Source organism: Pseudomonas frederiksbergensis, from assembly GCF_017114915.1.
GTDB lineage: Bacteria > Pseudomonadota > Gammaproteobacteria > Pseudomonadales > Pseudomonadaceae > Aquipseudomonas > Aquipseudomonas frederiksbergensis_I.
In genome coordinates this window covers 74,546-100,864 of record NZ_JAAUOE010000004.1, presented here as the reverse complement: position 1 = coordinate 100,864, position 26,319 = coordinate 74,546, and the positions used below count along the sequence as shown (strand labels likewise).

At 58.6% G+C, this 26,319-nt stretch carries 28 protein-coding genes; 6 read left to right on the top strand and 22 right to left on the bottom strand.

The genetic code is table 11. The annotated features are described in order from the left end of the window. The first annotated feature begins 113 nt into the window (after positions 1-113). Entirely contained in the window at positions 114-1,040 is a 927-nt protein-coding gene (locus tag HCU66_RS04705; protein WP_205887381.1) for a LysR family transcriptional regulator, read from the top strand. Here the strand turns inward: HCU66_RS04705 and HCU66_RS04700 are convergent. The 3 genes from HCU66_RS04700 to HCU66_RS04690 form a co-directional block, all read right to left on the bottom strand. Further along, on the bottom strand, positions 1,037-1,399 hold the full coding sequence (locus HCU66_RS04700; RefSeq protein WP_205887380.1) for a diacylglycerol kinase: 363 nt from the start codon (positions 1,397-1,399) through the stop codon (positions 1,037-1,039). The two genes, HCU66_RS04705 and HCU66_RS04700, sit on opposite strands and share 4 nt — an antisense overlap. Positions 1,400-1,474: 75 nt before the next feature. After that, entirely contained in the window at positions 1,475-2,125 is a 651-nt protein-coding gene (erdR, locus tag HCU66_RS04695; protein WP_205887379.1) for a response regulator transcription factor ErdR, read from the bottom strand. Positions 2,126-2,376: 251 nt separating this feature from the next. Beyond that, a complete protein-coding gene (locus HCU66_RS04690) occupies positions 2,377-3,135 on the bottom strand; it encodes a tRNA-uridine aminocarboxypropyltransferase (RefSeq protein ID WP_205887378.1) in 759 nt (252 codons plus the stop codon). Between the two features lie 188 nt (positions 3,136-3,323). Between HCU66_RS04690 and HCU66_RS04685 the strand changes: the two genes are divergently transcribed. After that, entirely contained in the window at positions 3,324-3,749 is a 426-nt protein-coding gene (locus HCU66_RS04685; RefSeq protein ID WP_205887377.1) for a PA3611 family quorum-sensing-regulated virulence factor, read from the top strand. Here HCU66_RS04685 and HCU66_RS04680 read toward each other — a convergent pair whose 3' ends face one another. Continuing rightward, entirely contained in the window at positions 3,750-3,944 is a 195-nt protein-coding gene (locus tag HCU66_RS04680) for a hypothetical protein (protein ID WP_205887376.1), read from the bottom strand. A 478-nt stretch (positions 3,945-4,422) separates the two neighbouring features. Here HCU66_RS04680 and HCU66_RS04675 point away from each other — a divergent pair, with 478 nt between their 5' ends. After that, on the top strand, positions 4,423-5,541 hold the full coding sequence (locus HCU66_RS04675) for an LOG family protein (protein WP_205887375.1): 1,119 nt from the start codon (positions 4,423-4,425) through the stop codon (positions 5,539-5,541). A 42-nt stretch (positions 5,542-5,583) separates the two neighbouring features. Here HCU66_RS04675 and recX read toward each other — a convergent pair whose 3' ends face one another. The 5 genes from recX to HCU66_RS04650 all read right to left on the bottom strand — a co-directional run bounded on the left by recX (position 5,584) and on the right by HCU66_RS04650 (position 9,184). Further along, positions 5,584-6,051 (bottom strand): recombination regulator RecX, encoded by a 468-nt coding sequence (recX, locus tag HCU66_RS04670; protein WP_007940560.1) that lies wholly within the window; start codon positions 6,049-6,051, stop codon positions 5,584-5,586. An 8-nt stretch (positions 6,052-6,059) separates the two neighbouring features. Then, positions 6,060-7,118: a recombinase RecA gene (gene recA / locus HCU66_RS04665; RefSeq protein ID WP_205887374.1), complete on the bottom strand. Its 1,059-nt coding sequence runs from the start codon at positions 7,116-7,118 to the stop codon at positions 6,060-6,062. 84 nt (positions 7,119-7,202) lie between these two features. Then, positions 7,203-7,703, bottom strand: coding sequence for a nicotinamide-nucleotide amidohydrolase family protein (locus HCU66_RS04660; protein WP_205887373.1), 501 nt, complete (start codon positions 7,701-7,703; stop codon positions 7,203-7,205). A 161-nt stretch (positions 7,704-7,864) separates the two neighbouring features. Next, on the bottom strand, positions 7,865-8,227 hold the full coding sequence (locus tag HCU66_RS04655) for a phage holin family protein (protein WP_205887372.1): 363 nt from the start codon (positions 8,225-8,227) through the stop codon (positions 7,865-7,867). A 222-nt stretch (positions 8,228-8,449) separates the two neighbouring features. Beyond that, on the bottom strand, positions 8,450-9,184 hold the full coding sequence (locus tag HCU66_RS04650) for a LexA family transcriptional regulator (protein ID WP_205887503.1): 735 nt from the start codon (positions 9,182-9,184) through the stop codon (positions 8,450-8,452). Between the two features lie 199 nt (positions 9,185-9,383). Between HCU66_RS04650 and mutS the strand changes: the two genes are divergently transcribed. Both mutS and fdxA read left to right on the top strand, forming a co-directional pair. Further along, entirely contained in the window at positions 9,384-11,963 is a 2,580-nt protein-coding gene (gene mutS / locus HCU66_RS04645; RefSeq protein WP_205887371.1) for a DNA mismatch repair protein MutS, read from the top strand. Positions 11,964-12,105: 142 nt separating this feature from the next. Continuing rightward, entirely contained in the window at positions 12,106-12,429 is a 324-nt protein-coding gene (gene fdxA, locus HCU66_RS04640) for a ferredoxin FdxA (RefSeq protein ID WP_007940535.1), read from the top strand. A gap of 492 nt (positions 12,430-12,921) precedes the next feature. On the opposite strand, the gene rpoS is transcribed toward fdxA, so the two are convergent. The 8 genes from rpoS to HCU66_RS04600 all read right to left on the bottom strand — a co-directional run bounded on the left by rpoS (position 12,922) and on the right by HCU66_RS04600 (position 20,141). Further along, positions 12,922-13,929, bottom strand: coding sequence for an RNA polymerase sigma factor RpoS (rpoS, locus tag HCU66_RS04635; RefSeq protein WP_205887370.1), 1,008 nt, complete (start codon positions 13,927-13,929; stop codon positions 12,922-12,924). Positions 13,930-14,035: 106 nt separating this feature from the next. Next, the gene (locus tag HCU66_RS04630; RefSeq protein WP_205887369.1) at positions 14,036-14,893 is read right to left on the bottom strand and encodes a peptidoglycan DD-metalloendopeptidase family protein; all 858 of its coding nucleotides are present in this window, start codon (positions 14,891-14,893) and stop codon (positions 14,036-14,038) included. 211 nt (positions 14,894-15,104) lie between these two features. After that, the gene (locus HCU66_RS04625) at positions 15,105-15,740 is read right to left on the bottom strand and encodes a protein-L-isoaspartate(D-aspartate) O-methyltransferase (protein ID WP_205887502.1); all 636 of its coding nucleotides are present in this window, start codon (positions 15,738-15,740) and stop codon (positions 15,105-15,107) included. A 41-nt stretch (positions 15,741-15,781) separates the two neighbouring features. Then, positions 15,782-16,531 (bottom strand): 5'/3'-nucleotidase SurE, encoded by a 750-nt coding sequence (gene surE, locus HCU66_RS04620; RefSeq protein ID WP_205887368.1) that lies wholly within the window; start codon positions 16,529-16,531, stop codon positions 15,782-15,784. Further along, positions 16,519-17,577 (bottom strand): tRNA pseudouridine(13) synthase TruD, encoded by a 1,059-nt coding sequence (gene truD / locus HCU66_RS04615; RefSeq protein WP_205887367.1) that lies wholly within the window; start codon positions 17,575-17,577, stop codon positions 16,519-16,521. Before truD ends, surE begins: the two co-directional genes overlap by 13 nt. Next, positions 17,574-18,047 (bottom strand): 2-C-methyl-D-erythritol 2,4-cyclodiphosphate synthase, encoded by a 474-nt coding sequence (gene ispF / locus HCU66_RS04610; protein WP_205887366.1) that lies wholly within the window; start codon positions 18,045-18,047, stop codon positions 17,574-17,576. Before ispF ends, truD begins: the two co-directional genes overlap by 4 nt. A 43-nt stretch (positions 18,048-18,090) precedes the next feature. Further along, positions 18,091-18,936 (bottom strand): S-formylglutathione hydrolase, encoded by an 846-nt coding sequence (gene fghA, locus HCU66_RS04605; protein ID WP_205887365.1) that lies wholly within the window; start codon positions 18,934-18,936, stop codon positions 18,091-18,093. Between the two features lie 92 nt (positions 18,937-19,028). Beyond that, a complete protein-coding gene (locus tag HCU66_RS04600; protein ID WP_205887364.1) occupies positions 19,029-20,141 on the bottom strand; it encodes an S-(hydroxymethyl)glutathione dehydrogenase/class III alcohol dehydrogenase in 1,113 nt (370 codons plus the stop codon). Positions 20,142-20,247: 106 nt separating this feature from the next. On the opposite strand from HCU66_RS04600, the gene HCU66_RS04595 reads away from it, so the two are divergent. Beyond that, on the top strand, positions 20,248-21,147 hold the full coding sequence (locus tag HCU66_RS04595; RefSeq protein ID WP_205887363.1) for a LysR substrate-binding domain-containing protein: 900 nt from the start codon (positions 20,248-20,250) through the stop codon (positions 21,145-21,147). Here HCU66_RS04595 and ispD read toward each other — a convergent pair. The 5 genes from ispD to HCU66_RS04570 form a co-directional block, all read right to left on the bottom strand. After that, on the bottom strand, positions 21,144-21,851 hold the full coding sequence (gene ispD, locus HCU66_RS04590) for a 2-C-methyl-D-erythritol 4-phosphate cytidylyltransferase (RefSeq protein ID WP_205887362.1): 708 nt from the start codon (positions 21,849-21,851) through the stop codon (positions 21,144-21,146). The genes HCU66_RS04595 and ispD overlap by 4 nt on opposite strands. After that, positions 21,848-22,126 (bottom strand): cell division protein FtsB, encoded by a 279-nt coding sequence (ftsB, locus tag HCU66_RS04585; RefSeq protein WP_007907178.1) that lies wholly within the window; start codon positions 22,124-22,126, stop codon positions 21,848-21,850. The genes ispD and ftsB overlap by 4 nt, the downstream gene beginning before the upstream one ends. 172 nt (positions 22,127-22,298) lie before the next feature. Further along, on the bottom strand, positions 22,299-23,588 hold the full coding sequence (gene eno, locus HCU66_RS04580; RefSeq protein WP_205887361.1) for a phosphopyruvate hydratase: 1,290 nt from the start codon (positions 23,586-23,588) through the stop codon (positions 22,299-22,301). Positions 23,589-23,759: 171 nt separating this feature from the next. After that, entirely contained in the window at positions 23,760-24,605 is an 846-nt protein-coding gene (gene kdsA / locus HCU66_RS04575; protein ID WP_205887360.1) for a 3-deoxy-8-phosphooctulonate synthase, read from the bottom strand. Positions 24,606-24,610: 5 nt separating this feature from the next. Then, positions 24,611-26,242 (bottom strand): CTP synthase, encoded by a 1,632-nt coding sequence (locus tag HCU66_RS04570; protein ID WP_205887359.1) that lies wholly within the window; start codon positions 26,240-26,242, stop codon positions 24,611-24,613. Positions 26,243-26,319: the final 77 nt, after the last annotated feature.

The following is a 26,319-nucleotide window of genomic DNA, read 5'->3' as shown; positions in this document are numbered from 1 at the left end:
ACTCCTGGAGATTTAGCCTGCGCCGATGATGTGCGCAATTGCATCGCATTCTAATGGCAGCGACAATATCTGTTAAATGGATTATTAAGATAAGGGTTATCGGTTATATCGATATGCGATTTACTCTCCGTCAACTTCAAGTCTTCGTCGCCGTCGCCCAGCAGGAAAGCGTATCCCGTGCCGCGGGTCTGCTCAACCTCTCGCAATCGGCGGCGAGCACCTCGATCACCGAGCTGGAGCGCCAGTGCAGCTGTCAGCTGTTCGATCGCGCCGGCAAACGGTTGAGCCTCAACGCCCTCGGCAAACAGCTGTTGCCGCAGGCGGTGGCCCTGCTCGACCAGGCCAAGGAGATCGAAGACCTGCTCAACGGCAAGTCCGGTTTCGGCTCCCTGGCGGTCGGCGCGACCCTGACCATCGGCAATTACCTGGCAACCCTGCTGATCGGCGGCTTCATGCAGCGCCATCCGGAAAGCCAAGTGAAGCTGCATGTGCAGAACACCGCCAACATCGTGCAACAGGTGGCTCATTATGAAATTGATCTGGGTCTAATCGAAGGCGATTGCAGCCATCCGGACATCGAAGTGCAGAGCTGGGTCGAAGATGAGCTGGTGGTGTTCTGTGCGCCCCAGCATCCGCTGGCCATACGCGGCACAGCCACCATGGAGGAACTGAGTCATGAAGCGTGGATTCTCCGTGAACAAGGCTCGGGCACGCGACTGACGTTCGACCAGGCCATGCGACACCACCGCAGCGCGCTGAATATTCGCCTGGAGCTGGAACACACCGAAGCGATCAAGCGCGCGGTGGAATCGGGTCTGGGGATTGGTTGCATTTCCCGTCTGGCGCTGCGCGATGCGTTCCGCCGCGGCAGCCTGGTGGCGGTGGAAACACCGGATCTGGACCTGGCGCGACAGTTCTATTTCATCTGGCACAAACAGAAATATCAGACATCGGCGATGCGCGAATTCCTCGAACTGTGCCGCGCGTTCACCGCCGGGGTTCAGCGCAGCGACGAGATCGTCCTGCCCACCATCGCTTAAAGCAGGATCACCGCCCACACCAGCGCGATCATGCTCAAGGCTACGAGTTGAGCGGCACTGCCCATGTCCTTGGCGTTCTTGGACAGCGGGTGCAACTCCAGGGAAATGCGGTCGATGGCCGCTTCCACCGCCGAATTGAGCAACTCGACGATCAGCGCCAACAGGCAGACTGCAATCAGCAGCGCCCGCTCGACACGGCTGACGTTCAGGAAGAATGACAACGGAATCAGGATGGCATTGAGCAACACCAACTGCCGAAAAGCCGCCTCACCGGTGAAGGCGGCGCGCAACCCGTCCAGGGAGTAGCCGGAGGCGTTGAGGATGCGTTTTAGGCCGGTCTGGCCTTTGAAAGGTGACATAGAGTAGGCAACTGACCAAAAAGGAGTGGGAAAGCTAGATTAAGCAAAGTCAAAAAAGCGTGAATACGTAGCACCTTACTGACTCGAAATTGACTCAAGTTGTTGCAAGAGCAACGCCGCCTGAGTCCGGGTCCGCACATTCAGCTTACGGAAAATCGCCGTGACGTGAGCCTTGATTGTCGCTTCGGAAACGCTCAACTCGTAAGCAATCTGCTTGTTCAGCAACCCTTCGCAGACCATGGTCAACACCCGGAACTGCTGGGGTGTCAGGCTGGCCAGGCCTTCGCTGGCAGCCTTGGCTTCATCGGAAACGCTGACCGCCTCGAAGGCCTGCGGCGGCCAGAAAACGTCGCCATCGAGCACTGTGCGTACGGCGTTCTGAATGACGCTCAGGTCACTGGACTTGGGAATGAAACCGCTGGCGCCGAACTCACGGGACTTGACCATGATCGACGCCTCTTCCTGAGCCGACACCATCACCACCGGTATCTGCGGGTACTGCCCACGCAACAGCACCAGCCCGGAAAAACCGTAAGCCCCCGGCATGTTCAGGTCCAGCAATACCAGATCCCAATCGGCCTTTTCGGTCAGACGGCTTTCCAGTTCGGCAATGCTCGCCACTTCTACCAGGCGGACATCCGGACCCAGGCCCAGGGTCAACGCTTGGTGCAAGGCGCTACGAAAAAGAGGGTGGTCATCGGCAATCAGGATTTCGTATGTGGCCATTTTTCAAATGATCCTGTTTTTTGTGGGACGCCCGATGCATTCAGGCCTCGCCAAAACAACTCGAGGTACCGCCACGCAGCGGCACCAATAGGGCACGTTCAACGCCAATCACGTGGCTGTTCACGTAAAGAAATACGGCGTATCAAACCTTGGCCGCGCCCTAATCGGCGCCAAGCATGCCCAGCGAAGCCAGGGTGGTCAAGTTGCATGGCGCGGCCAACGGGCCTTGTTCTGTGCAGTATGGGCGATGTTCAGCGGACAACAGGCGCCGCGTGCTGTACGAAGGGCATCAGCTCGGCGTGGGCCGGTGTTTCAACATTCATATCCAGCTGATGCTTGGCATCCAGGTAATGCTGGCTGAACACATCAAAATAGGCATCCAGTGCCGAGGCAGCGTCTGTATCGCCGGCAAGATCCAGGCATAGCGCCGCCACTTCGGCCGTGCACAGGTGTTCGCTGCGCGTGGACCTGCGCAATCGGTACCGTGAAAGCTTCTCGGGGAGCAGGCTCAGAATCGGCAACCCATCGAAATAGGGGCTTTTACGGAAAATCTTCCGAGCTTCGGTCCAGGTGGCATCCAGCAGAATGAACAGCGGGCGCTTAGTGCTATCGACTGCGACGCTGTGGGTAACGCGCTCGGGCTCGACATATTCGCCCGGAAATACCAGGTACGGTTGCCATTGCGGGTCGGCCAACAGGGCCAGCAGTTGTTCATCAATCTCGGTGCGCGACCAGATGAATGCATGGTTATCACGCACCACATCGGCGATTAGCCAACCGGTGTTACTAGGTTTGAACACTTCTTTATTGGTCATGATCAGGCACACGCCGCTACGGGTGTCGACCTGCGGGCGCCAGGCGCACAGGCAGTGACTCTCGATCACGCGGCAGGCCCGGCAACGGGTTGCCCGCCAACCACGGGCCTGAAGCGGCTTGATACCCGCTTCTTCACGCTCATCGCGCAAGCGGGCGACGGCGTTCGTCGCAAAGTGCACAGGGGGTTGACTCATCGCAGGCAACGCCGACGGCTAAGGGAAATCGACACAAATAACACTCGGCAAGGCAAAAGTGCGGGCAGTTTACCAGAGGGCTCGGCGCAAGCCTGTACCGTCCGGGCCACCTCCCCTATAATTCGCCGCCACTGAACGCACAGTCATGTGACAGGTCGAACCACCCGTCACTGAACCAGGAGAGTTTCATGCTGCGCCTTATCGTTCCCACCGCTGCCGCTTTGCTGGCGTCGTCCTTCGGCGCTCAGGCTGCCTCCTTGAGTGAGCAGAATCTGAACAGAGAACTGCGAAACGTCGCCGTACAAAGCAGCGTTGGCACTCCACGGGCGATCAACGAAGACATTCTTGATCAGGGCTACACTGCTGAAGGAAAAGTGCTGATCAATCACTTGAGCGTGCAAAGCAGCCACGCCGAAAAAATGCGCGCCGATCCCAAAGCGGTGTACTTTCAGCTTGGCGCCTCCGTATGCAGAAACGAAGGGTTCCGCAAGCTGATGGCCAAGGGCGCGATCATGCGTTACGACTTCACCGAGGTGAAGACCAACCGCCCGGTCGGCTCCGCAAGCTTCCAGGAATCGGACTGCCCGAAAGCGACTCCAGCGAAGAAGAAATAATTATCTGGCATTGGCGCGCCGCTGTTCATCCTCGGCGCGCAGTTCTGCCAACAGGGCCTGCAAGTAACGCGAACGTCGCTCCCCGCCCTCCAGACGTCGGCAACACTCCTCTTCGAGACTCAAATGATGGGCCTCGGCCGATGCTTTCAGTAATCGATACAGTTGCGCATCGATCTCCAGAGTCACTCTGGGCATGGTTTCCCGCCTCCCTGCACGCATTGATCGCGATAAATCCCTGAATTGCTTGAGCGCTGCGTCCTGCCATTGACGCACAGTTGCCGTATCACGCCTGTAACTTAGTAAATCAGAGCGCAGAACAGGCGGCTTGCGTTCAGACGAACGGTGAAAGCACCTTGCAAATCGTCAATAAGCGGTTGCCAGGAAAGACTTTGCGGCGCAATGATCAAGCCAGCGAAAATCGTTGCGAGGGTCTAAATTCAAAGTGTTCACGTTGTTTTTTTCAGGGCAGAAAAGGGGCTGCCCATTACGGTGTCTTATTGTGCGAACGTTTCTTTCATTCAAGGGATAAGCAGAGCCCGTATGGATGGCTCGATTGCAACCGAGTCAGGTGGAGCGCCCAGGCATGGGCTTGGGCAGACAGCGACACAAGGGGTGTCGCGGCGCCGACGATTGTTTTGTCGGGCCGAGGGTTCTGTGCAGAAGGAGAAGTTGAATGCCTTACCAACCAAATGACCTCCTAAGCCGTCATTTTCAAGAAAGCGGCCACGACCTCACCAGCAAGGTCGAAGAACAACTCAACCTGGTTTCACCCAACAGCCCCAACATTCCGATTTACCGCGACATGATCCTGACCGTGCTGCGCATGGCCCAGGAAGATCACAACCGCTGGAATGCCAAGATCACCCTGCAAGCCCTGCGCGAACTCGAGCATGCCTTCCGTGTGCTGGAGCAGTTCAAGAGTCGACGCAAAGTCACCGTTTTCGGCTCGGCCCGCACACCGATCGAACATCCGCTGTATGGGTTGGCCCGAGAACTGGGCGCCGCCCTGGCGCGCTCGGACATGATGGTCATCACCGGCGCCGGGGGCGGCATCATGGCGGCGGCCCATGAAGGTGCCGGCCTGGAACACAGCCTGGGATTCAATATCACCCTGCCCTTCGAGCAACATGCCAATCCCACGGTCAATGGCACCGCCAACCTGCTGCCCTTTCACTTTTTCTTTACCCGCAAGCTGTTCTTCGTCAAGGAAGCCGATGCGCTGGTCTTGTGCCCAGGCGGTTTCGGTACGCTGGATGAAGCATTGGAGGTGCTGACCCTGATCCAGACCGGCAAAAGCCCGCTGGTGCCCGTGGTGCTACTGGATGCGCCGGGCGGCACGTTTTGGCAAGGAGCGCTGGACTTCATTCACCATCAACTGGAGGAAAATCGTTACATCCTGCCGACCGACATGAAGCTGTTGAGCCTGGTCTACAGCGCTGAAGAGGCGGTGGAACAGATCAACCAGTTCTACAGCAACTTCCACTCCAGCCGCTGGCTCAAACATCAGTTCGTGCTTCGCATGAACCACAAGCTCAGCGACCGGGCGCTTGAACACATGCAGGAGGCATTCGCCGACCTGTGCCTGAGCGATCATTTCCATCAGCACGCCTACAGCGGCGAGGAGCACGACGAAGCGCAGTTCAGCCATCTGGCGCGACTGTCCTTCACCTTCAACGCTCGTGATCATGGCCGTCTGCGGGAGTTGGTGGATTACATCAACCTGCCGGAAAACTGGGCCCAATCCAAACCCCAGACGCAACAACGCACACGGGAACCGTCCAAGGTAACGTGATGCAAAAAAACGGCCCGCTATCGAAATAGCGAGCCGTTTCAGTCAATCGTCCATCCCTCGGCCGCTGAACAAGCGGCTGATCATTTCCATGGAGTATCCCCGATAACTCAGGAACCTGCCCTGTTTGGCACGCTCCCGGGCGTCTATCGGTAAATGCCCGGAAAACTTGCGCCGCCAGGTGTCTTCCAGTTGTTCCTGCCAATCGATACCACTCTCGCGCAAGGCGAGTTCAATGTCGGTACGTTGCAGGCCGCGTTGACTCAACTCTTCGCGAATTCGCAAAGGGCCATAACCGGAACGGGCACGATAGGAAACGAAGCTTTCGAGGTAACGGGATTCGGACAACAAGCCCTCTTCCGTCAAGCGGTCGAGTGCTGTGTCGATCATTTCAGGAAGAGCGCCGCGCTGACGCAGTTTACGCGTCAGCTCGACTCGACCGTGCTCGCGTCGCGCGAGCAGGTCCATTGCGGTTCGCCGCACCGCGACGAGTGTATCGAGTACGGCGGTCATCGGATCGATCAGATATCAGCGTCAGCCAGATCGTCTTCGGTCTCTTTGACCGCAGAAGCTTTGGAGTCCGCTACCGCTGCTGGGGACAGCAACTTGTCGCGCAACTGCTTCTCGAGGGTCGCGGCGACTTCCGGGTTGTCTGCCAGGAATTTGGCCGAGTTGGCCTTGCCCTGACCGATCTTGGTGCCGTTGTAGGCATACCAGGCACCGGACTTCTCGACGAAACCGTGCAGCACCCCCAGGTCGATCATCTCACCGTTGAGGTAGATGCCCTTGCCGTAAAGAATCTGGAACTCGGCCTGCCGGAACGGCGATGCCACCTTGTTCTTCACGACTTTAACGCGGGTTTCGCTACCGACGACTTCATCACCTTCTTTCACCGCGCCAGTACGGCGGATATCCAGACGAACCGATGCGTAGAACTTCAGCGCGTTACCACCGGTGGTGGTTTCCGGGCTACCGAACATCACCCCGATTTTCATACGGATCTGGTTGATGAAGATCACCAGGCAGTTGGCGTTCTTGATGTTACCGGTAATTTTACGCAGCGCCTGGGACATCAGACGGGCTTGCAGGCCCACGTGCATGTCGCCCATTTCGCCTTCGATTTCAGCCTTCGGCACCAGAGCGGCCACGGAGTCGACGATGATCACGTCAACAGCGTTGGAGCGCACCAGCATGTCGGTGATTTCCAGAGCCTGCTCGCCGGTGTCCGGCTGGGAAACCAGCAGGTCGTCGACGTTGACACCCAGTTTGCCGGCGTACTCAGGGTCGAGGGCGTGTTCGGCGTCGACGAATGCGCAGGTCGCGCCGGCTTTTTGAGCCTGGGCGATCACCGACAGTGTCAGGGTGGTTTTACCGGAGGATTCAGGACCGTAGATTTCAACGATACGGCCTTTTGGCAGGCCGCCAATGCCGAGCGCGATGTCCAGACCCAGAGAGCCAGTGGAGATGGCCGGGATCGCCTGACGGTCCTGATCGCCCATACGCATTACGGCACCCTTGCCGAATTGACGTTCGATCTGACCCAAGGCCGCAGCCAAGGCTTTCTTCTTGTTGTCGTCCATTAAAGTCCTCACGTAATCAATAAGGCCTGACAGGCCAACACCTGTATAAGTAGCCAGTATTATTCCACAGCGTTTCAGGATCGCCTACCCCTGATTTGAGATTTCTCCAGCGGCATGGCGCAGCAGCCCCTCTAGCGCGGCCTTCACCGTTTGTCGGCGGACCTCGTCGCGGTTACCTGAGAAGTACTGCACTTCGCTGAACACCTGCTCGCCGACACCCCAGGCCAGCCACACCGTGCCCACGGGCTTGCCCGGCGAACCGCCATCCGGCCCGGCCACACCACTGACCGCCACGGCAAAACGCGCCCGGCTTTTTTCCTGCGCGCCGCGGACCATGGCCTCGACCACCTCGCGACTGACCGCCCCGACGGTTGAAAACAACTCGGCCGGGACATTCAATTGCTGGGTTTTCTGGCGGTTGGAGTAGGTGACATAACCGGCTTCGAACCACGCCGAACTCCCAGGAATACGGGTAATCGCCTCGGCAATCCCGCCACCGGTGCAGGATTCGGCTGTGGTGACGTGGGCATTGAGAACCTGCAAGCGCCTGCCAAGCTCAGCGGCCAGCTGAGTGATATCTTTCACGGCTCTCTCCTGATCGAGCGGAATGAGGCCTACCGTACACGAGCCGATCACGCTTGCAAGGTTCAGGATCGATCAAAATGTTAGCGAGCGAAGGCTCTGACCTAGACAACTGCAAGGGCCTTTCGATGATGACAGGCATACTCCCTATAACAACGCGAAGATCAGCGGCGCCGGTTCCCTGTTGATCGACGAGAATCGCGCCGTGGCACTTCGCAAACACCAATCCGCTTGGCTGCCCAGCGCTCATAAAGCCCGATCGCCACGTCCGCCCCGGCCATCGCCGTCAGACAGCCGAAGGCACCTGCGGTCCAGATCGACATGCCGGCGGCGTACAGCAGCATGATTGCCGAGATCCCGCAGATCATGCAGGCCCCCGAACGCAGTGCCAGGCGCCGCAGCAGCGACCAGCCCCGGGCGCCCTCCTTGTCGGCGCGCCACATTTCGCCGAACACCCCGCCCACCAGGGCGAGACCGATGACCAGCCAGGTCGGCATGTCCAGCAACGCTTGTTGCTCGCTTGCCATGTGGCGCCCTCCCGGATGAGATTTGATGAATGATGGGTGTCGGGTTAAACGATGACTCTTGAGAGGGTATGCATTAATGCATATACAGTCAATGCATTGGCGCATTTTAATTGCACGATGGGAATGCACAAACGCATTTATCCCCGGTAGACAAAGGCGTTTTGGCAATTTTCGACAAGCGAAAAAACCGCCGGATAGCGGTTTTTTATCTGAGCGCTGAAGTTAACGGGCGTACATACCCCACCAGAAGACGTGACCGAGGATGACGATTTGCTCTTCCTGGATTTCCTGAAAAGTGTAGTCCTCGTCCGGGTGTTCATCGCGATTGAAGCTGCGCAGGCGAATCCCGGTCGGGAGGCGATAAAGCTGTTTCACCCGCAACTGGCCGTTGTGGTTGATGGCGTACAGGTCGCCGTCGATGATATCGCCAATCCCGCATTTGCCGGCATTCACTCCGACCGTGGCGCCATCACGCAGCACCGGCAACATGCTGTTGCCACGCACGGTCACGCATTTGGCCTGGTCGAACTGCACGCCGTTGTGGCGCAAGCTTCGCTTGCCGAAGCGCAGGCTAGAGCGTTCGCTCTCTTCGATGACGAATCTTCCCGATCCAGCAGCCAATTCAACCTCACGAAGAAAGGGAACCGACACCTCGTCGTCATCGACAGGCGTATCGTCGTCCCACAGGCTTATGTCCTTGAGTTCCGAATGCAATTGATCGCGCCCGGCTCTGTTGGCAGGCACGACATCCGCGCGCCCCCGCAACTGATCGGTGCTGACGGCGAAGTACTCGGCAATCTTCGAAATGTGTTTATCCGAAGGATCGACGATCTTCCCGCTGAGGATGCGCGAGAGAGTGGATTGAGGCACGCCGGTACGACGGTGAAGCTCCGTGGGGGAGATCCCGTGCTGATCGAGCAGCGCTCTTAATACGGTAGAAACATTGCGTTTTTGCATAACGCGCATAGTGCTTGATCTTTTTTCGGAAGACAAATGCCAAACCGCATATTTTATGCATAGCCCCACTAAAAATTGCCTTGAGGCTTTCATGCCTGCGTCGGGCGGACCGCCCATGGTAACCTTGCGCCCATCGCGGAAAAGCCGGGCTGATACCCCTCCTTTGCCCCACACCTTTCAACGAATTTGCCTATATCCGATGAATAAAGCCGTCTCCGACCTGTCCTCCCACACCCCGATGATGCAGCAATACTGGCGCCTGAAGAACCAGCACCCTGACCAGCTGATGTTCTATCGCATGGGCGACTTCTACGAGATCTTCTATGAAGACGCGAAGAAGGCCGCCAAGTTGCTCGACATCACCCTGACGGCCCGTGGGCAATCGGCGGGGCAGGCGATTCCGATGTGTGGGATTCCTTACCACGCCGCGGAAGGTTACCTGGCGAAACTGGTGAAGCTCGGCGAGTCGGTGGTGATCTGCGAGCAGGTCGGCGACCCGGCCACCAGCAAAGGCCCGGTGGATCGTCAGGTGGTGCGGATCATCACACCCGGCACGGTCAGCGATGAAGCGCTGCTGGATGAACGTCGGGATAACCTGATCGCAGCGGTTCTGGGTGACGAGCGTCTGTTCGGTCTGGCGGTGCTGGACATCACCAGCGGCAACTTCACCGTGCTGGAGATCAAAGGCTGGGAAAACCTGTTGGCGGAACTGGAGCGGGTCAATCCGGTAGAGCTGATGATCCCGGACGACTGGCCGAAGGACTTGCCAGCGGAGAAACGTCGTGGGGTTCGTCGCCGTGCGCCGTGGGATTTCGAGCGTGACTCGGCGTTGAAAAGTCTTTGCCAGCAGTTTTCCACCCAGGACCTGAAAGGTTTCGGCTGCGAGAACCTGACCCTGGCGATCGGCGCCGCCGGTTGCCTGCTCAGTTACGCCAAGGAAACCCAGCGCACCGCCCTGCCGCACTTGCGCAGCCTGCGCCATGAACGCCTGGACGATACCGTGGTGCTGGACGGCGCGAGCCGGCGCAACCTGGAACTGGACACCAACCTGTCCGGCGGTCGTGACAACACGTTGCAATCGGTGGTCGACCGCTGCCAGACCGCCATGGGCAGCCGCTTGCTGACCCGCTGGCTGAACCGTCCACTGCGGGATTTGACCGTATTGCTGGCGCGCCAGACTTCGATCACCTGCCTGCTCGACGGTTACCGCTTCGAAAAACTGCAACCGCAGCTCAAGGAAATCGGTGACATCGAGCGGATTCTGGCGCGGATCGGCCTGCGCAATGCCCGCCCTCGTGACCTGGCGCGTCTGCGCGATGCCCTCGGCGCACTGCCGGAGTTGCAGGTAGCGATGGCCGAGCTGGAAGCCCCGCACATCATGCAACTGGCGACGACCACCAGCACCTATCCGGAACTGGCGGCGCTGCTGGAGAAAGCCATCATCGACAACCCGCCGGCGGTGATCCGTGACGGCGGCGTGTTGAAAACCGGCTACGACAGCGAACTCGACGAGCTGCAATCGCTCAGCGAAAACGCCGGGCAGTTCCTGATCGATCTCGAAGCCCGGGAAAAGGCCCGTACCGGCCTGGCCAACCTCAAGGTCGGCTACAACCGCATTCACGGCTACTTCATTGAACTGCCGAGCAAGCAGGCCGAGTCGGCACCAGCGGACTATATCCGTCGCCAGACCCTCAAGGGTGCCGAGCGCTTCATCACCCCGGAGCTGAAAGCGTTCGAAGACAAGGCGCTGTCGGCCAAGAGCCGCGCCCTGGCGCGCGAGAAGATGCTCTACGAAGCACTGCTCGAAGACCTCATCGCTCAATTGCCACCCTTGCAGGACACCGCCGCCGCACTGGCCGAGCTGGACGTGCTGAGCAACCTTGCCGAACGTGCACTGAACCTGGACCTGAACTGCCCGCGTTTCGTCAGCGAGCCGTGCATGCGCATCAGCCTGGGTCGTCACCCGGTGGTCGAGCAAGTGCTGACCACGCCGTTCGTGGCCAACGACCTGAGCCTCGATGACAGCACCCGCATGCTGGTGATTACCGGTCCGAACATGGGCGGTAAATCCACCTACATGCGCCAGACCGCGTTGATCGTACTGATGGCGCACATCGGCAGCTTCGTGCCGGCGGCCAGTTGCGAATTGTCCCTGGTCGACCGGATCTTCACCCGGATCGGTTCCAGCGACGACCTGGCCGGTGGGCGTTCGACTTTCATGGTCGAAATGAGCGAAACCGCGAACATCCTGCACAATGCCACCGAACGCAGCCTGGTGCTGATGGACGAAGTCGGTCGCGGCACCAGCACCTTCGACGGTCTCTCGCTGGCCTGGGCCGCAGCCGAGCGTCTGGCGCAGCTGCGGGCCTACACACTGTTCGCCACTCACTATTTCGAGCTGACGGTACTGCCGGAAGCCCAGCCTCTGGTGGCCAACGTGCACCTCAATGCCACCGAGCACAACGAACGCATCGTGTTCCTGCACCACGTGCTGCCTGGGCCTGCCAGCCAGAGCTATGGCCTGGCGGTTGCGCAGCTGGCCGGTGTGCCGAGCGAAGTGATCGTGCGTGCTCGCGAGCATCTGAGCCGACTGGAATCCACAGCGCTGCCTCATGAAATGCCGACGCCAGCCAAAAGCAAACCCGTGGCGCCACAGCAGAGCGACATGTTCGCCAGCCTGCCGCATCCGGTGCTGGATGAACTGGCCAAACTTGATCTGGACGACATGACACCGCGTCGTGCACTCGAAATGCTCTATACATTAAAGACACGGATCTAACGCACTTGCCTGCAAGCTGTTAGAATCTCGCGCGGTTTGGGATGCTGCAGGCTCATAGCCTGGCCTGCAGACTATCGCTCCCGAACCTGGCGACCCCGTCCTGAAGGGGCTCCGCTGCCGCCGCCTGAGGAGAGAATTAGAAATGACCTTCGTCGTCACCGACAACTGCATCAAGTGCAAGTACACCGACTGCGTAGAAGTCTGTCCGGTGGACTGCTTTTACGAAGGCCCGAACTTCCTGGTGATTCACCCGGATGAGTGCATCGACTGCGCACTGTGCGAACCCGAATGCCCTGCCGTGGCCATCTTCTCTGAAGACGAAGTGCCGGCCGGCATGGAAAACTTCATTCAGCTGAACATGGAATTGGCCGAGGTATGGCCGAACATCACTGAACGCAAAGACCCATTGCCCGATTCCGCTGAATGGGATGGCAAGCCAGGCAAGATCGAACACCTCGAACGCTGATTTCCCTCACGTTCCCAAAAAGGCCCCTTGCGGGCCTTTTTGCTTTTCTGCAGGCAAAAAAAAGGGGCGGTTTGACCCGCCCACATTTTTTCCTTATTCCCTGTGTTCCCTTTCATCGTCCTGATGAATCGCTTCCTGCGATGTCCGTTCCCCTCTTCCTTGAAGGGCGTGTCTATCCGTCGACACAGTTCAAATACTAGAGAATTCCCCACCAGGCGCAATCGGCCTCCACGGCTGAAACCACCTGTAATATGCCGTTAATCTAAAAAAATAAGCATATAAATCAATAAGATAAATCATGACAACTCTTTGAATAGACAACTGCCAGGGTGTAAAAATAGTGAACACTTACGAAAGAGTAAGCCAAGACTTACACCACGAGACTACAAACCTGAGGTGGCGCTAAAAACCATGCCCTTGATATTCCCGACAGCAAAAAGCCCCGAACCAGTCGAACCAGTCGGGGCTTTTTGTAACCGGTGAACGAGTGGCTTATTGGAACAGCGACTCACTCGACAGGCCGTTTTTCTCGAGAATCTCCCGAAGACGCTTGAGGCCTTCAACCTGAATTTGCCTGACCCGTTCCCGGGTAAGGCCGATTTCCAGGCCGACATCTTCGAGTGTACTGCTCTCGTGACCTCGCAAGCCGAAGCGGCGTACGACCACCTCGCGTTGCTTGTCGGTCAGCTCCGAGAGCCACTGATCGATGCTCTGTGACAGGTCGTCATCCTGCAACAGCTCGCATGGATCGGTCGGGCGGTCGTCGGTCAGGGTGTCCAGCAGGGTTTTATCCGAATCCGGACCCAGCGAGACGTCGACCGAAGAAACCCGCTCGTTCAGGCCGAGCATGCGCTTGACCTCGCCTACCGGTTTCTCCAGCAGATTGGCGATTTCTTCGGGTGAGGGTTCGTGGTCGAGCTTTTGAGTCAGCTCCCGTGCAGCCCGCAAGTACACGTTGAGCTCTTTGACCACATGGATCGGTAACCGGATGGTCCGGGTCTGATTCATGATCGCGCGTTCGATGGTCTGACGAATCCACCAGGTGGCGTAGGTCGAAAAGCGGAAGCCACGTTCAGGGTCGAACTTCTCTACTGCCCGGATCAGGCCGAGGTTACCCTCTTCGATCAGGTCCAGCAGCGACAGCCCACGATTGACGTAACGCCGGGCGATTTTCACCACCAGCCGCAGGTTACTTTCAATCATGCGTTTGCGCCCAGCCGGATCACCACTTTGCGACAGGCGCGCAAAATGAACTTCTTCTTCCGGAGAGAGCAATGGGGAAAAGCCGATTTCGTTGAGGTACAGCTGCGTGGCATCGAGTGCCCGGGTGTAGTCGATGTACTTGTGTTGCTTTAACGAAGCGGAGTGTCTGGATTTGGCACGAACGGAAGGTGATGCATCCCCTTCATCATTCGACATCGAATCCGTAGCGATGCCGGTCTCCATCAGGAGAACCTCATCGTCGATGTCAAACTCCGGCACTTCTTTACTGAGAGCCATTGTTATAGTCCTTTGGTGAGTTCGACCTCAAGCTCAAGCGGCGCCTAGATCCCTGGCAACGCTGGAGCCTGTTCCCTCTACGCGACGGAACAGGCTGGTGAACAAATCAACGACGTGGCAGGAATTGCAGCGGATCTATAGGTTTACCTTGTCGGCGAATCTCAAAATGCAGTTTCACCCGGTCTGTACCCGTTGACCCCATTTCGGCAATTGTCTGTCCGACCTTGACCTGCTGCCCCTCCCGAACCAACAGCCTGCGGTTATGACCGTAGGCACTGACGTAGGTGTCGCTGTGTTTGATGATGACTAATTCGCCGTAGCCCCTTAAGCCACTCCCGGCGTATACCACCGTCCCATCAGACGCAGCTAAAACAGGCTGTCCCAAATCCCCGGCGATATCAATTCCTTTATTCAAACTACCGTTTGAAGAGAATTTTCCAATCAGAATGCCATTAGAAGGCCACCCCCAGCCCGTCGGGGCCGGACTGGCAGGAGGCAGTGGCGCGGGTGCCGGCTTGTTGGCGACGGACGGTGCAAGCACCGTTGTACTGGTCGTCGCGCCATTTGCCTGGCGCCGAATTACCGTGGTTTTGCTCGACGACGAAGGCGAGGAACTGGACGAACTCACTACCGTTGTCGGCGTTGAACCGTTGCGACCGTCGAAGCGAATCGTCTGACCCGGATGGATCGTGTAAGGCGTAGGAATATTGTTCCTTGCCGCGAGGGCTTTGTAGTCCCAGCCGTAGCGAAAGGCGATGGAGAACAAAGTGTCTTTGGGCCGAACAACGTACTGGCCGGTGGTTACGGCCGGACGCTGGGCGACCGCATTGTTGCGATCGACAACTCCCACGCTACTCGATTTGGTGCTGGAGCAACCGACCAGCAAGGTACTCAAGACAAGGCCAGTCACCAGACGCTGAAAGCTCGTTATACCCATTCGCTGCGCAATGACTGTGAGACTCACCCGCCGCTCCCTTTGTGGTGGCTGAAAATATGAATTGCCGTGTTTCGGCACGAAACGTCGCAAGTATAACGGGCCGAACAGGCTTTACCTTTAATGAAGCGGATTCGCTTCACGCACACGTTTGCTGCCTGACGATGAATTGCGTTTAACCCATCGATGCCGCTGTAAGACCCGGGCAATCGAAGAGAATTCAGCGCGGGCAAACAAATGCTCAGGCCAGTGGCCCATTGAGTAAAGGAACGAAGCGCACCGCCCCCAGAACACGCCTGGAAAAGCCCTGTTCTTCACGAATGATCAACATCAGTTGTTGAACTTCACCGGAACCGACCGGAATCACCAGACGCCCGCCTGGAGCCAATTGATCGAGCAGCGCCTGAGGCACGTCGGTGGCCACGGCAGTGACGATGATGCCGTTGTACGGCGCCAGCGCCGGCCAGCCTTCCCAACCATCGCCCCAGCGAAACACCACGTTGCGCAGGTTCAGCTCCGCCAGGCGCTCCTTGGCCCGGTCTTGCAGAACCTTGATGCGTTCCACGGAAAAAACCCGCTCGACCAGCTGCGACAGCACCGCCGTCTGGTAACCGGAGCCGGTGCCGATTTCCATTACCTTGTCCAGCGGACCGGCTTCCAGCAGCAGCTCGCTCATGCGCGCCACCATATAAGGCTGGGAGATGGTCTGGTTATGGCCGATCGGTAGCGCCGTATCTTCATAGGCGCGATGGGCCAGCGCCTCATCGACGAACAGGTGGCGCGGCGTGCGGCGGATGACTTCCAGCACCTTGGCGTTGGACACCCCTTCTTCATAGAGACGCTGAATCAGACGCTCGCGAGTCCGTTGGGAGGTCATCCCGATGCCGCGATGCAGAATATCGTCTTGTTCACGAGCCATTAGCGCAGCCCCTCCAGCCAGCCATCGAGACTTCTGAAGGCATCATTAAAGGTGCGATCCAGTTGCAGTGGCGTGATTGAAACATAGCCTTGCATCACCGCATGGAAATCGGTGCCCGGGCCGCCATCTTCAGCGTCCCCCGCCGCAGCGATCCAGTAACCGGATTTACCGCGCGGATCGACCACTTTCATCGGCGCTGCAGCCCGGGCGCGATGGCCGAGGCGGGTCAGCTGGATACCGCGGATATGCTCCAGCGGCAGGTTGGGAATGTTCACGTTCAGTACCGTGCGCGGTGGCAGATCAAGATCCGCGTGGGCCTCCACCAGTTTGCGCGCAAAATAGGCTGCTGTGGGAAGGTTCTCCACTTGCCGTGAGACGAACGAAAAGGCAAACGAAGGACGCTCCAGGAAACGTCCCTCCAGGGCCGCCGCCACAGTGCCGGAATACAGCACGTCATCCCCCAGGTTCGCACCCAGGTTGATACCGGAAACCACCATGTCCGGCTCGAACTCCAGCAAGCCGTTAAGGCCCAGGTGTACGCAGTCGGTGGGGGTGCCGTTGAGACTGATAAAACCGTTGGCCAGGGTTTGCGGGTGCAATGGACGGTCGAGCGTCAGCGAACTGCTGGCGCCGCTTTTGTCCTGGTCCGGGGCGATAACCACGCATTCGGTGTAATCCGCCAGCGCAGCATAAAGCGCGGCGAGACCGGGTGCGGCTACCCCATCGTCGTTAGAAATCAGAATACGCATGGGCTGTCCGTCTGCCCCACCGGCACCAGATCGACGAGTTCACGCACCAATACGGTGGCGAAGCATCCGGCCGGCAGGACGAATTCCAGTTGCAGAATGTCAGGCTCGGGATAATGCCACGTCAACCCGCCAATGGGCAGCCGCAGGATGCGACGTTCGTGGCTCATTCCGGCGTTAATCAACCAATCGCGCAGATCCGCTTCGCGCGCGGCGATGGCCTGCTCCAGTTCATGGACAGCCCCCAACGCCGGCGAGTCACCTTCACCCCACTGCGGGCCGGTCGGGTGCAGGTCGAGAATCGCCAGACGAGGGTCGCTGCATTCGGCCTCGCCTGCCGGGAAGAAACTGCGGCTGTCGGTGAACGCCAGCAGATCGCCCACCTGAGCGCGCTGCCAGGTGCCATCGGCGACACGCGCTGCCAACACTTGATTGAACAGAAAACTGCGCGCGGTGGAGAGCAGGCGCGAACGCACGTTGCGTTGTTCCGGCAGAGCCTTGCGCGCCGCCCAGGCACGGGCATCGACCACGTTGCCGCCGTCATGCCCGAAACGCTGGGCGCCAAAATAATTGGGAATACCTTGCCTGGCGATCAGCTGCAGACGCTCTTCGATCGCCGTCTTGTCACCCGTGAATTGGGTCAGGCGCAAGGTGAAGCCGTTGGCCGAATGGGCACCACGTTGCAGTTTGCGTTTGTGCCGACCGGTCTTGAGGATTTTCAGGGTGTCGTTTTCCGCCGCCGACAGATCAGGATCGGCCTTGCCGGGCAGTTGCACGCTGAACCATTGGCGAGTCAGCGCCTGACGGTCCTTGAGGCCCGCATAGCTGACAGTACGCAGCGGCACGCCCGCGGCCTTGGCGATGCGCCGTGCCGCTTCTTCGGTATTCAGACCGCGCTTTTCCACCCAGATCCACAAATGCTCGCCATCGCCACTGAGGGGGATATCGAGCACTTCATCGACCTGGAAATCTTCCGCCGTGGCTTTCAATATCGCGCTGCCGAGAGCGTTTCCATAGGCCCGCGGGCCGAGCAATTGCGCCTCGTTCATGCGCGCAGCAACAGGGCAACGCAGTGCACGGCAATGCCTTCTTCGCGACCGACAAAGCCAAGCTTTTCGGTGGTGGTAGCTTTCACGTTCACTTGATCCAACTCAACTTGAAGATCCGCGGCAATCAGAGCGCGCATCGATTCGATATGCGGGGCCATTTTCGGGGCCTGGGCGACGATGGTGTTATCGACGTTGCCGACTTTCCAGCCCTTGGCGTGGATCAGTGCGACGACATGACGCAACAGCGCACGGCTGTCGGCGCCCTTGTATTGCGGGTCGGTGTCCGGAAAATGCTTGCCGATATCACCCAGCGCGGCAGCGCCGAGCAACGCATCGCTCAAGGCGTGCAGCAACACATCACCGTCGGAATGGGCGAGCAGCCCGAAGCTGTGTGCAATCCGCACACCGCCCAGCGTGATGAAATCGCCTTCACCGAAACGGTGCACATCATAGCCGTGGCCAATACGCATAAAAAAACGCCCCGATTTTTGTCAGGGCGTGATTCTACCTGCATTAAGCGCCTAGAGCGCGGGCGTGATGCTGCAAGTGGTCGTCAATGAAGCTGGCGATGAAGAAATAGCTGTGGTCGTAGCCAGGTTGCAAGCGCAACGTCAGCGGATGACCAGCCAGCTTAGCCGCCTGTTGCAGGGCTTCAGGCTTGAGCTGGGTGGCGAGGAAATCATCTCTATCACCTTGGTCGACCAGCAGCGGCAGCTTCTGGTCGGCCTCGGCGATCAATGTACAGGCATCCCACTCGCGCCATTTCGACCGGTCTTCACCCAAGTAGCGGGAAAAGGCTTTCTGCCCCCATGGGCAATCCATCGGATTGTTGATAGGTGAGAATGCCGACACCGACAGATAACGCCCCGGATTGCGCAATGCGCAGACCAACGCGCCGTGCCCCCCCATGGAGTGACCGCTGATGCCACGCTTGTCCGATGTCGGGAAATGCGCTTCGACCAATGCCGGCAATTCCTGCACGACATAGTCATGCATCCGATAGTGCCGGGACCACGGTTCCTGCGTGGCATTCAGATAAAACCCCGCACCGAGACCGAAATCCCAGGCGCCGTCCGGATCACCCGGCACTTCGGGACCGCGCGGGCTGGTGTCCGGGGCGACGATGATCAGCCCCAGCTCGGCAGCCATGCGCATGGCGCCGGCCTTCTGCATGAAGTTCTCATCGGTGCAGGTCAGGCCGGACAACCAGTACAGCACCGGCAGTTTACCGCCCTGCTCCGCTTGCGGCGGCAGGTACACGGCAAACACCATGTCACAGCCGAGCACTTCCGAGCGATGGCGATAGCGCTTATGCCAGCCGCCGAAGCTTTTCTGACAGGAGATATTTTCCAGGATCATGGGCTTTTTTCAGCTGTAAGCTTCAAGCTCTAAGCTGCAAGAGGGCGTCGAACCCACTTGCAGCTTGCGGCTTGAAGCTTTCTGCTGCTCCTTTAGAAATGAATGACGCTACGGATGCTTTTGCCTTCATGCATCAGGTCAAACGCCTTGTTGATATCTTCCAGGCCCATGGTGTGGGTAATGAAGGTATCCAGCGGGATCTCGCCGGTCTGAGCCATTTCGACATAACTTGGCAACTCGGTACGCCCGCGCACACCACCAAACGCCGAACCACGCCAGACGCGACCGGTGACCAGCTGGAAAGGACGGGTGGAGATTTCCTGACCGGCGCCGGCCACACCAATGATCACCGACTCGCCCCATCCTTTGTGGCAGCACTCAAGGGCGGCACGCATCAACTGGACGTTGCCAATGCATTCGAAGGAAAAGTCGACGCCGCCATCGGTCATGTCGACAATCACTTCCTGAATCGGACGATCGAAGTCTTTCGGGTTTACACAATCGGTAGCGCCCAATTGCCTGGCGATTTCGAACTTGGCCGGGTTGATGTCGATGGCGATGATCCGCCCTGCCTTGGCTTTGACCGCGCCGATCACCGCCGACAGGCCGATACCGCCCAGGCCGAAGATAGCGACGGTGTCACCCGGTTTGACCTTGGCGGTGTTGATCACCGCGCCAATGCCGGTGGTGACGCCACAGCCCAGCAGGCAGACTTTTTCCAGGGGTGCATCTTTTTGAATCTTGGCGACGGAGATTTCCGGTAGCACGGTGTACTCGGAAAACGTCGAGGTGCCCATGTAGTGGAAAATCGTTTGGCCCTTGTAGGAAAAACGCGAAGTGCCATCCGGCATCAAGCCTTTACCCTGGGTCGCACGAATGGCCTGGCAGAGGTTGGTTTTGCCCGACAGGCAGAATTTGCACTTGCCACATTCCGGGGTGTACAGCGGGATCACATGGTCGCCGACGGCGACCGAAGTCACGCCCTCGCCGATGGCTTCGACCACAGCACCACCTTCGTGCCCCAGGATCGACGGGAAGATACCTTCCGGGTCCGCGCCCGAGAGGGTGTAGGCATCGGTATGGCAGACACCGGAGGCGACCACGCGCAGCAGGACTTCACCGGCCTTGGGCATGGCGACGTCGACTTCTACGATTTCCAGCGGCTTCTTGGCCTCGAAGGCAACGGCGGCGCGCGACTTGATCATGCTGACTCTCCAGTGAATAAAAACAAGACAGGGAGTGTAATACAGCGCCTAACGATGAATAATCTGGGTAAATGAAAAATATTATTGCTGTACAGGGATAATCTTCATGTCCGAGAACCGCTGGGAAGGCATCGACGAATTCGTTGCCGTGGCCGAATGCAGCCAATTCACCGCCGCGGCTGAACGCCTTGGGGTGTCTTCCTCCCACATCAGTCGCCAAATCGTACGGCTGGAAGAGCGCCTGCAGACCCGCTTGCTCTATCGCAGCACCCGCCGGGTCACGCTGACCGAGGCCGGGCAAACCTTCCTGCAACATTGCCAGCGTTTGCAGGATGGCCGCGAAGAAGCGTTGCGCGCGGTCGGCGACTTGACCAGCGAACCCAAGGGCATGCTGCGCATGACCTGTGCCGTGGCCTATGGCGAACGATTCATCGTGCCGCTGGTGACTCGCTTCATGGGCCTGTATCCGCAACTGCGCGTCGATATCGAATTGAGCAACCGCCCGCTCGATCTGGTGCATGAGGGGCTGGACCTGGCTATCCGCCTCGGCCGACTGCAGGACTCAAGACTGGTCGCCACACGCCTGGCACCACGGCGCATGTACCTGTGCGCCTCGCCGTCCTACCTGGAACGGTATGGTCGCCCACACAGTTTGTCGGAACTGAGTCGCCACAACTGCCTCGTCGGCAGCTCGGATATCTGGCAACTGGAACAGAACGGACGGGAATTTTCCCAGCGAGTACAGGGAAACTGGCGCTGCAACAGTGGGCAGGCGGTGCTGGATGCCGCGCTACAAGGGGTTGGGTTGTGTCAGTTGCCGGACTACTACGTTCTGGAGCACCTGAAAAACGGCGAATTGATTTCGCTGCTGGAAGCCCACCAACCGCCGAACACAGCGGTTTGGGCGCTTTATCCGCAGCAGCGGCATTTGTCGCCGAAGGTGCGCAAGTTGGTGGATTATTTGAAGGAAGGGTTGGCCGAACGGCCGGAGTACCGGATCTTTTAACGTCGGTTGGCCCAGCGCTGGCGCAGCCATTCCAGGTCTTCGGGACGTGTGACTTTCAGGTTGTCCGCACGCCCTTCAATCAGGCGCGGAGCCATGCCTGCCCATTCCATCGCCGAAGCTTCATCGGTGATCAGTGCATCCGCCACTAGACTGTCGGCCAAAGCCCGGTGCAATGCGCCGAGACGGAACATCTGCGGCGTATAGGCTTGCCAGATCACGCTGCGATCGACGGTTTCCACCACCCGACCCTGCTTGTCGACCCGTTTCAGGGTATCGCGTGCAGGCACCGCCAACAGACCGCCCACCGGATCGTCCGCCAGCTCAGTGAGCAATTTGTCGAGATCATCGCGGCTCAGGTTGGGCCGTGCCGCATCATGAACCAACACCCAATCCTCATCGTCAGCGCCTTGGGCATGCAGATGCAGCAAAGCATTGAGCACCGACCCGGAACGTTCGGCACCGCCTTCAACCCGTTGAATACGCGGATCGGCAGCACAGGCCAGGTTCGGCCAGTACGGATCGTCGATAGCGAGACTGACCACCAGCCCCTTCAGGGCAGGATGATCGAGGAAACAGCCGAGGCTGTGTTCGAGAATAGTGCGCCCGCCCAGCTGCAAATATTGCTTGGGACGGTCCGCGGCCATACGGGCACCGACGCCCGCGGCAGGAATCACGGCCCAGAAGGCCGGTAACGACTCCATCATTGGGCCAACTGGTAAAGGGTTTCACCGTCCTTGACCATGCCCAACTCATGGCGAGCCCGCTCTTCAACGGTCTCCATGCCCTTTTTCAATTCACTGACTTCGGCATCCATCACCCGATTGCGCTCCAACAACGCCTCGTTCTCGGCGTGTTGATCCGCAATCTGCTGCTTCAACTCGGCCACTTGCGCCAGGCTGCCATTACCCACCCACAGGCGGTACTGCAGGCCGGCCAGCAGCAAGAGCAAGACGAGGAACAACCAATTGGGACTGCGCATCGAATATCAGGTATCCAGTGAAAAAAGACAGCCATGCCAAACTTTGAAGCTTCTGATAGCACGAAGCCTGGAAGAACCAGGCTTGTGCTCTTAAGGCATCAGATTAGTGGCAAATCCATCGCTGTCGCGATTTTTCCGACACAATCCGGTGTCTTTTTTTACCATCTACAACTTAGCCGCGGAACTCGCTGCGACCGTTGTACTTGGCTTTGCCGTTCAACTGTTCTTCGATACGCAGCAGTTGGTTGTACTTGGAAACGCGGTCGGAACGGCACAGCGAACCGGTCTTGATCTGGCCGGCCGAGGTGCCCACGGCCAGGTCGGCAATGGTCGAATCTTCGGTTTCGCCGGAGCGGTGCGAGATCACGGCGGTGTAACCAGCGGCCTTGGCCATCTGGATGGCTTCCAGGGTTTCGGTCAGGGTGCCGATCTGGTTGAACTTGATCAGGATCGAGTTGGCGATCTTTTTATCGATGCCTTCTTTCAGGATCTTGGTGTTGGTCACGAACAGGTCGTCGCCTACCAGCTGAGTCTTCTCGCCGATCTTATCGGTGAGGATTTTCCAGCCAGCCCAGTCAGACTCGTCCAGACCGTCTTCGATGGAGATGATCGGGTAACGCTCGGTCAGACCTTTCAGGTAGTCGGCGAAACCTTCAGCGGTGAACACTTGGCCTTCGCCGGACAGGTTGTACTTGCCATCTTCGTAGAATTCGCTGGCCGCGCAGTCCAGTGCCAGGGTCACGTCGGTGCCCAGCTTGTAGCCGGCGTTGGCCACGGCTTCGGAGATCACTTTCAAAGCGTCTTCGTTGGAGGCCAGGTTCGGTGCGAAACCACCTTCGTCACCAACGGCAGTGCTCAGGCCACGGGCCTTCAGAACCGCTTTGAGGTGATGGAAAATCTCGGTGCCCATGCGCAGACCTTCCGAGAAAGACTTGGCGCCAACCGGCTGAACCATGAACTCCTGGATGTCGACGTTGTTATCGGCGTGCTCGCCACCGTTGATGATGTTCATCATCGGAACCGGCATCGAGTAAACACCCGGGGTGCCGTTCAGGTTAGCGATGTGAGCGTACAGCGGCAGGTCCTGGTCCTGTGCTGCTGCCTTGGCCGCGGCCAGGGAAACGGCGAGGATCGCGTTGGCGCCCAGGGTCGCTTTGTTTTCGGTGCCATCGAGCTTGATCATCGCGTGATCCAGCGCTTTCTGGTCGCTTGGGTCTTTGCCCAGCAACAGGTCACGGATCGGACCGTTGATGTTGGCTACGGCCTTGAGCACGCCTTTGCCCATGTAACGGCTCTTGTCGCCATCACGCAGCTCGAGCGCTTCACGCGAGCCAGTGGAAGCACCGGATGGCGCGCAAGCGCTGCCGATGATGCCGTTATCGAGAAGCACGTCTGCTTCCACAGTGGGATTGCCACGGGAGTCGAGAACTTCACGACCTTTGATGTCGACGATTTTTGCCATTGTTGTAAACACTCCAAAGTTGACGAAAACGCGGTATACCGATCGATTTATAACTTGTGGGTCACATTGCTTTTTGTAGGAGCCGGCTTGCCGGCGAAGGCGTTCTCAAAATATCGGAAAGACTGAGGGCCCCTTCGCTGGCAAGCCAGCTCCTACACGGAGAATTGGAGTTTACGCGGTTTCTACCGTCGGAAAACTCTTCACCAGTTCGTCCAATGCTTTGAGCTGGGCCAGGAATGGCTCCAGTTTGTCCAGACGCAAGGCGCAAGGGCCATCGCATTTGGCATTGTCCGGGTCCGGGTGCGCCTCGAGGAACAGCCCGGCCAGCGACTGGCTCATGCCGGCCTTGGCCAGGTCGGTGACCTGGGCCCGACGACCGCCGGCGGAATCGGAGCGACCGCCAGGCATTTGCAGCGCGTGGGTCACGTCGAAGAACACCGGGTATTCGAACTGCTTCATGATGCCGAAGCCGAGCATGTCGACCACGAGATTGTTGTAGCCGAAGCTCGAACCACGCTCGCAGAGGATCAACTGATCGTTACCGGCTTCCACGCATTTGTTCAGGATGTGTTTCATTTCCTGAGGCGCGAGGAATTGGGCTTTCTTGATGTTGATCACCGCGCCGGTCTTGGCCATCGCGACCACGAGGTCGGTCTGGCGCGACAGGAAGGCCGGCAACTGGATGATGTCGCAGACTTCAGCGACGACCGCGGCCTGATCAGGCTCGTGGACATCGGTGATGATCGGTACGCCAAAGGCTTGCTTGATGTCCTGGAAAATACGCATGCCCTCTTCCAGGCCGGGGCCACGGTAAGAGGTCACAGAAGAACGGTTTGCTTTGTCAAAACTGGCCTTGAACACGTAAGGAATACCGAGCTTTTCGGTGACCTTTACGTACTCTTCGCAGACCTGCATCGCCATGTCACGGCTTTCCAACACGTTCATGCCACCGAACAGCACCATTGGCTTGTCGTTGGCAATCTCGATATCGCCTACGCGGATGATCTTCTGCGTCATCAGGTTTACGCCTTCTTCTGGTGTTGAGCCAAAGCGGCTTTAACGAAACCGCTGAACAACGGGTGACCGTCGCGTGGCGTCGAGGTGAACTCGGGGTGGAACTGGCAAGCGACAAACCATGGGTGATCCGGCGCTTCGACCACTTCAACCAGGGCACCATCACCGGAACGACCGGAGATTTTCAGGCCCGCTTCCATGATTTGTGGCAGCAGGTTGTTGTTCACTTCGTAGCGATGACGGTGACGCTCGACGATCACGTCCTTGGCGTAGCAGTCATGGACCAGGGAACCTGGCTCAAGCAGGCAATCCTGGGCGCCGAGGCGCATGGTGCCGCCCAGATCGGACGCTTCGGTACGGGTTTCGACCGCGCCGGTGGCGTCTTCCCACTCGGTGATCAGACCGACCACCGGGTGACCGCTGGTGCGATCGAACTCGGTGGAGTTGGCGTCTTTCCAGCCCATGACGTTACGAGCGAACTCGATGACAGCCACTTGCATGCCCAGGCAGATGCCCAGGTACGGAACCTTGTTTTCGCGAGCGTATTGAACGGCGGTGATCTTGCCTTCCACGCCACGCAGACCGAAGCCGCCCGGTACCAGAATCGCGTCGACACCTTCCAGCAGCGCGGTGCCCTGGTTTTCGATGTCTTCGGAATCGATGTAGCGCAGGTTGACCTTGGTACGGTTGCTGATGCCGGCGTGACTCATCGCTTCGATCAGCGACTTGTAGGCGTCCAGCAGCTCCATGTACTTGCCGACCATGGCGATGGTGACTTCGTGCTCCGGGTTCAGCTTGGCGTCAACCACCGCTTCCCACTCGGACAGATCGGCGCTATCGCATTGCAGGCCGAAACGCTCGACAACGAAATCATCCAGGCCCTGGGAGTGCAGAATGCCCGGGATCTTGTAGATGGTGTCGGCGTCTTCCAGCGCGATCACTGCACGTTCTTCAACGTTGGTGAACTGTGCGATCTTGCGACGCGAAGAAATGTCGATCGGGTGATCGGAGCGGCATACCAGCACGTCAGGCTGCAGGCCGATAGAACGCAGTTCCTTGACCGAGTGCTGGGTTGGCTTGGTTTTGGTTTCACCGGCCGTGGCGATGTACGGCACCAGTGTCAGGTGCATCAGCATCGCGCGCTTGGCGCCGACTTCGAAACGCAACTGACGGATCGCTTCAAGGAACGGTTGCGACTCGATGTCACCCACGGTGCCACCGATCTCGACCATGGCCACGTCGGCATCGCCGGCGCCCTTGATGATCCGGCGCTTGATTTCGTCGGTGATGTGCGGGATCACCTGAATGGTTGCGCCCAGGTAATCACCACGGCGCTCTTTGCGCAGGACGTGTTCGTAGACACGGCCAGTGGTGAAGTTGTTGTTCTGGGTCATGGTCGTGCGGATGAACCGCTCGTAGTGGCCCAGGTCCAGGTCGGTCTCGGCGCCGTCGTGGGTGACGAACACTTCACCGTGCTGGAACGGGCTCATGGTGCCCGGGTCAACGTTGATGTACGGGTCCAGCTTCAGCATGGTGACCTTAAGTCCCCGCGCCTCCAGGATGGCCGCCAATGAAGCCGAGGCAATGCCTTTCCCCAATGAAGAAACAACACCGCCCGTGACGAATATGTAGCGCGTCATGAAAAACCCTAGAAGTCTGCGTTAAAGCGGTCCGAGCCGCCGGGGAAAGCGAAGGAAGGCCGAAGCCCCCGATCACC